We start from the raw sequence: 6,949 nt of genomic DNA on the forward strand, positions 1-6,949 counted from the left end.
TTTTTTTTTTTTTTTATTTATTTTGTTTCAACTAACCACCCCCCCCCCCCTACCCCACCAACACCCCGAACCGGCGCCGCCCCCCGGGCGGCGCCCCCCCCCCCCCCCCCCCCCCCCCGCCGGGTTGATCAAGCGCGGGTGGGGGTCGAGCCCTTCAACGCCGAGCCCTACGCCCACCACTGGTTCGAGAAGCGCCTCGCCCCGTGACCGGCGCGGCGGGGTCGGCCGCGCGGCCCACGCCGCCGATCAGTGGATCATCACCGGGGCGCGGTTGCCGCCCTGCTCGTCGTCGAGCAGCTGGGACTTCTGCCGCCTGCGCGGCAGGAAGTAGGCCGGGACGAACGTCAGCAGCATCAGCGCGAAGCCGACCCAGAACGTGGTGCCGAACGAGTCGGCCACGAACTCTAGGCCCCGCTGGAGGATTCCGGGGTCGACCGGGAACTGCTGGGCCAGGTCCGGGTTCTGCTTGACGGCGATCGCGAGGCCGGCCTCGGTGACCGGTGCGCCGGTGTTCGGGTCGACCGCCCCCGGGATGACCGGCGAGCTGATCAGCTCCTTGGTCAGGATCACCGACATCACCGCCGATCCGACCGAGCCGGCGATCTGCTGGAGGATGTTCAGCAGCGTGGAGCCGCGGGCCACCTCGTGGTTCGTCAGCGTCTTCAGCGCGGACGTCATGATGGGCATCATCGTGCCGCCCATGCCCAGGCCCATGACGAAGAGCGAACCGCACAGCAGCCAGTACGAGGTGTCGGTGCCGACCTGCGTGAACGTGAAGAAGCCGGCCGCGATCAGCACCAGCGCGAACGGCACCGTCCGGCCGACCGGGAACTTGTCGGCCAGCATGCCGGCGATCGGCATGGTGATCATCGCCCCGATTCCCTGCGGCGCCATCAGCAGGCCGGCGTCGAGCGTCGACTCGCCGCGTACCTGCAGGAAGTAGCTCGGGAACAGCAGGCCGGCCCCCATGAACGCGACCGTGAACACGGCCAGCGTCACGGTCGCGACCGTGAGGTTGCGGTCGCGCAGCAGTCGCAGGTCGAGCAGCGGGTGCTTCGGCTTGAACGAGTAGAGGACGAAGCTGATGACCAGCAGGCCGCCCACCAGCATCGGCAGCCACACCTTGCGGTCGGCGAACGTGCCGGTCTCGGGCAGCGACGACACCCCGTACAGGAAGAGGGCCAGACCCGGCGAGAGCATCAGCATGCCGACGATGTCGAACGACTCGGACGGCTCGGGGTTGTCCTTCGGCAGCGCCCACTGCGCGTAGGCCAGGGCGATGGCGCCGATCGGCAGGTTGATCAGGAAGATCCAGTGCCAGCTGGCCACGTCGATCAGCCAGCCACCCAGGATCGGCCCGCCGATCGGGCCGAGCAGCATCGGGATGCCCAGCACGGCCATCAGCCGGCCGATCCGCTCCGGGCCGGCCGCCCGCGTCATGATCGTCATGCCGAGCGGCATCAGCATGCCGCCGCCGAGACCCTGCAGCACCCGGTAGCCGATGAGCTGGCCGATCGAGTCGGCGGTGGCGCACAGGCCGGAGCCGAGCGTGAACAGCAGGAGCGCCGCCATGTAGAGCCGCTTCGTGCCGAACCGGTCGGCGGCCCAGCCGGTCAACGGGATCACCGTGGCCAGCGCCAGCGTGTAGCCCGTCATCGTCCAGGCGACCCGGGCGTACGACGCGTCGAATTCGGTCTGGAAGGTGGGCAGCGCGACGCTGACCACCGTCACGTCGAGGATCGACATGATCGCACCGAGGACCACGACCCCGGCGATCTTCAGAACGGCGGCGTCGAGCTTGGCCGGCGCCGCGGATGGACTACTCAAAGCGAATCTCCTGGTGAAACTTGCGAATGACGCCGGTCAGCCGCACGCCACACCGCGCGCGGCCCCACGTCTGAGTCAGAGGTCAGGTGGGAAGGTCGCAGACGACCGCCGGTGCCCCCGGGCCCGCACGCCGTCTCCCCCCTCGCGCGTCTGGTCCGCCTGCGGACGCACGTCGCGACGGTAACAAGGCCGACGCCCAACTCACCGCCCTTTATCGGATCATCCGGCTGTGGTCACGGTCACTGATTCCGGGAGGCCGCCGGCCGGTGCCCGTGGTCGGGCCACCTCGGCGCGGCGTCACGGCCGGCCGGACCCGCGCCGTCACAGGTTGCGGCGGCGCCACTCCGACTGGTCGTGTTCGGCGGCGAGTTGCTCCTCAAGAACCGTCTGGCGCACCTGGCGGCGAAGCGGATCGCCGCTGCGCAGTCCACCGAGCACCAGCGCGACGCAGATCAGCGCCAGGAGCGCCAGGCTGATGGTCGCCGGCAACTTGCCCACGGCCACCGCACCGACGACGAACACCACGAGCGTGACCACCGGTGCCGCCCGTACCCGCCGAACGGCGCGCCACTCCAGGGCGAGCAACGCCGTGAGGTAGATGATCACCCCGCCGAAGAGGGCGACGTCGTCCAGCCCGGCCGGCCGGGCGAGCCAGGCGTCGCCCCGCGTTTCGGCGACGGTGGTCAGGTACCGCTTGAGGCCCAGCGCGAACAGGATGACCCCCGCGATCAGGGGAAAGTGCAGGTAGGCGTACGCGTTTCGGGCCAGGACCAACCGCTGCGCGGCGTCCCGGGTGCGGTGCATCGTCTGCTCCAGCGCCGGAGCCAGGACATCGAAGTACATCCACCACAGCGCGGCGATGACGGTGACGCCGAGGACCGCCGCCACCACCACGGGCCAGGTCAACGGGAGGCCGATGGTCAACTGCGCCCCCGTGCCCAGCGCGATGATGGACTCGCCGAGCGCGATGAGCACGATGAGCGCGTACCGCTCCGCCCAGTGGCCGGCGGAGACCACCGTCAGGCCCGAGCCGCGTGCCCTCGGCCCCATGATGAACTCGACCCCTACCGCGGCCACCCACAGCCCGAGATGCAGCAAGCTCACCCTCGACCAATCCGGCGCGGACGGCAGCAGCCCGGCGGTGAGGATCAGTGTGATGCTGATGATCACCGGCAGGCTCAGCCGCCACAGCGTGCCGCGCCGCTCCCGGCTGCGCGTCACCAGCACGAACACCTGAAGTCCCCGGATGGCCAGATAGCTGCCCGCGAAGACCAACGGCCCCGGTGGGCCGCCCGGCCGGTCGGAGAACGCCTCGGGCAGCGCCAGCACCAGCACCAGCAGCGCGGCCACCGTCACCGCGCCGATCAGCGGGACCACTCCCTGGTCGGCCCGCAGGTAGTTGCCAAGCGCGGCGAAGCTGACCCAGCACCACCACAGCAGCGCCAGCGCCACCGCCCCGTAGAGCAGCGCGATCGGCTTCAGTTCTTCCGCCACCAGCGTGGTGACGTTGAGGAACGCGAACACGAACACCAGGTCGTAGAACAGTTCCAGCCGGGTGACCCGCGACCCGGGTGCGGCAGGCAGGAACCGGCCGGGCTGGCGGGCGGCGCTCATCCTGCCGAGTGTGGCAGCGCGCCGGAAGCCACGGGAAGGAACGAGGAATACCCGCCCGCTGCTCACCCACCGGGTGGGTTGCAACGGTGCGCGCCCTTTCGGAGATGCCCGCTGACCTGCCCGCTTTTGCCCCGGGATCAGGCAACGCAATCAACTGTCCGATAGCCGACATCACCGCGACCGCTGCGGGCGTTTCGGCCGGTAGGCGGCGCGGGCACTGTGGGTGATCTCAGTGCGCGGGCCTCCGTCCACCCGGCGATCTATGCCCGTTGATGGAAACCGCCTACGTTGCCTCCCAGAACGTACCGTCCTGGGAGGCAGCATGTCGGGACCGCTCGGCCCCCGCACCATCCGATCGAGGGTCTGGGCCGGTGCCCGACTGCGGTTCGGTGCGGCCCTCGCCGCACTCGTCCTGCTGCCGGCGCTCGCCGTCCGGGCGGACCTGCCGGACATGGTCCCGGCCTCGGTCTCCTGCGACTCGGTCGGCTACGCGTACGACGCCGCCGGGCAGTTGGCCGGCGTGCAGGACCAGGCCGGCCGGACCGCCCGGTACCGGTACGACCCGGCGGGCAACATCACCTCCGTCACCGGAGAGGGCAGCCCCGCGCTCGCCCTGCTGTCGGTGGTGCCGGCCCGGGCGGCCGTCGGCGCCGAGGTCACCCTGGAGGGTGGCTGCTTCTCCACCGTGCCGGCCGAGAACACCGTCGCGTTCAACGGCGTCCCGGCCACGGTCACCGAAGCCGCCGGCCGGCGACTGGTCGCCCGCGTTCCCGCCGGGGCGACCACCGGCCTGGTCACCGTCTCCGTCGGCGGGGCCAGCGTGAGCAGCCCGCAGTCCTTCGTGGTCGTCGGGCCGGACGAGTCCGCGCCGACCGTCACCGGCATCTCCCCGGCCCTCGTCGCCCCCGGCGGCACGGTCACCGTCACCGGCACCGGCTTCGCCGCCGAGGCGGCCGACAACGCCGTCACCCTCAACCGCACCCGGGCCTTCCCCTCGGCGGTCGCCGCCGGCAGCCTGACCGTCCAGGTGCCCACCGGCGCCGGCTCCGGCCGGATCGGGGTCCGTACCCGGCACGGCAGCGGCGACGCCGCCGCAGACGTCTTCGTCGCCCCCGCCCCGTACACCGTCGCCGACGTGGTGCACACCTCCCGGGTCGCGCTCGGCGGCACCGGGTCCGTGTCGATCCCGAGCGCCGGCGACGTCGCGCTGGTCGTGTTCGACCTGACCGAGGGGCAGCGGGCGAGCGTGCAGTTCGCCGACGGCACCTTCGGCTCCTGCGGCATCTCCACCGCGAAGGTCCTCGACCCGTTCGGGCGCACCGCGGCGTCGTCCGGGTGCGTGGGCGCCACCGGCTTCATCGACACGGTGACGGCCCGCACGGCGGGCACGTACACGCTGCTGCTGGCCGCGTCGAGCACGGCCACCGGCTCGGTCTCCGCGACCGTGCGGGAGGTGCCCGCCGACGCGGCGGCGGCCACCACGCCGGGCGGGGACCCGGTCACCGTCACCACCACCGTGCCCGGCCAGAACGCCGCCGTCACCTTCGCCGGCAGCACCGGCCAGCGCGTCTCGGTCAAGCTCAGCGGCGGCACGTACGGCACCTACAACGCCGCCGTCACGCTGCGCAAGCCGGGCGGCGGCACCGTCACCTCCAACGGATCCTGCGGCACCGCCTGCTTCCTCGACACCGCCGTGCTGCCCACCGACGGCACGTACACCGTCGCGGTCGACCCGCAGTCCACCACCACCGGCGCGATCACCGTCCAGGTGTACGACGTGCCGGCCGACGCCGCCGTGACGACCACTCCCGGCGGCCCCCAGGTCACCGCCACCACGACGGTTCCCGGCCAGAACAGCGTCGTCTCGTTCCCCGGCACGGCGGGCCAGCGGGTCCTGGTCCACCTCACCGGCGGCACGTACGGGACGTACAACGCCTCGGCGGTGGTGCGCAAGCCGGACGGGTCGAACCTGACCGGCAGCGCCTACTGCGGCAGCTCGTGCCTGTTCGACACCACGGTCCTGCCGGTCGACGGGACGTACACCATCCTGGTCAACCCCGACACCAGCTACGTCGGGGCGGTCACCGCGCAGGTCCACGACGTGCCGGCGGACGCGACGGCGAGCACCACACCCGGCTCCGCCCCGGTCACCGTGGCAACGGTCGTCGGGCAGAACGCGGTGGTGTCGTTCGCCGGCACGGCCGGGCAGCGGGTGTCGGTGCAGCTCAGCGGCGGTACGTACGGGACGTACAACGCCTCGGGCGTGATCCGTAAGCCGGACGGGTCGAGCCTGACGGGCAGCGCGTACTGCGGGGCGTCGTGCTTCTTCGACACGGTCGTGCTGCCGGTCGACGGCACGTACACGCTCCTGCTCAACCCCGACGGCGCCTACGTCGGGCAGGTCGCGGCGCAGGTCCACCTGGTGCCGTCGGACGCCACGGCGACCGCGACCCCGGGCGGCGCGGCGGTCACCGTGGCCACCACGACGCCGGGGCAGAACGCGGTGGTGTCGTTCGCCGGCACGGCCGGGCAGCGGGTGTCGGTGCAGCTCAGCGGCGGTACGTACGGGACGTACAACGCCTCGGGCGTGATCCGTAAGCCGGACGGGTCGAGCCTGACGGGCAGCGCGTACTGCGGGGCGTCGTGCTTCTTCGACACGGTCGTGCTGCCGGTCGACGGCACGTACACCCTGCTGCTCAACCCCGACAGCACCTACGTCGGCCAGGTCACCGCGCAGGTCAACGCCGTGCCCGCGGACGCCTCGGCGACCACCACGCCCGGCGGGGCCGCGGTCACCGTGACCACCACCGTGCCGGGGCAGAACGCCGTCGTCTCCTTCCCCGGCACCGCCGGGCAGGTCGTCTCGGTGACCCTGGCCAACGGCACCTTCGGCACCTACAACGCCGCCGTGACGGTGCGCGCCCCGGACGGCTCCACCGTGGTCAGCGAGAGCTACTGCGGCACGAGCTGCGCGTTCAACGCGGTCACCCTCCCGGCCACCGGCACGTACACGGTGTTCGTCAACCCGACCGGAACCACCCTCGGCGCCGTCACCGCCCGGGTCTACGACCTGCCCAACGACGCGGTCGCCAACACCACCCCGGGCGGCGCGGCGGCGTCGGTGACCACCACCGTGCCCGGCCAGAACGCGGTGGTCTCCTTCCCCGCCACGGCCGGCCAGCGGGTCGCGGTGCAGCTCAGCGGCGGCACGTTCGGCGCCTCCGAGGCGACGGTGACGCTGCGCCGCCCCGACGGCACCACGATCGTGTCCAACACGACCTGCGGCACCTCCTGTTTCCTCGACACCCAGGCGTTGACCGTGGCCGGCACGTACACCGTCCTCGTCGACCCGAAGGGCACGGTCGTCGGCAGCATCACCGCGAAGGTGCACGACGTGCCCGCCGACGCCACGGCGGCGGCCACCCCGGGCGGCGCGGCGGTGTCGGTGACCACCACCGTGCCGGGGCAGAACGCGGTGGTGTCGTTCCCTGGCACCACCGGGCAGCGG

3 protein-coding genes are annotated in these 6,949 nt (G+C 72.0%); 1 reads left to right on the forward strand and 2 read right to left on the reverse strand.

Going from position 1 to position 6,949, the window contains the following annotated elements:
* Positions 1-246: 246 nt before the first annotated feature.
* Both ABT023_RS28670 and ABT023_RS28675 read right to left on the reverse strand, forming a co-directional pair.
* Entirely contained in the window at positions 247-1,827 is a 1,581-nt protein-coding gene (locus ABT023_RS28670) for a DHA2 family efflux MFS transporter permease subunit (RefSeq protein WP_350889766.1), read from the reverse strand.
* 321 nt (positions 1,828-2,148) lie between these two features.
* Positions 2,149-3,441 (reverse strand): low temperature requirement protein A, encoded by a 1,293-nt coding sequence (locus ABT023_RS28675; protein ID WP_350889768.1) that lies wholly within the window; start codon positions 3,439-3,441, stop codon positions 2,149-2,151.
* 322 nt (positions 3,442-3,763) lie between these two features.
* Between ABT023_RS28675 and ABT023_RS28680 the strand changes: the two genes are divergently transcribed.
* Positions 3,764-6,949: IPT/TIG domain-containing protein (locus ABT023_RS28680; RefSeq protein WP_350889770.1), on the forward strand; the 3,186-nt coding region annotated here is incomplete at its 3' end.

The organism is Micromonospora sp. NPDC002296, from assembly GCF_040296145.1.
Lineage (GTDB): Bacteria > Actinomycetota > Actinomycetes > Mycobacteriales > Micromonosporaceae > Micromonospora.

What these genes read in the sequence shown, in the direction of transcription:
- ABT023_RS28675 (WP_350889768.1), bottom strand. Translation starts at nt 3,441, where the DNA reads ATGAGCGCCGCCCGCCAGCCCGGCCGGTTCCTGCCTGCCGCACCCGGG.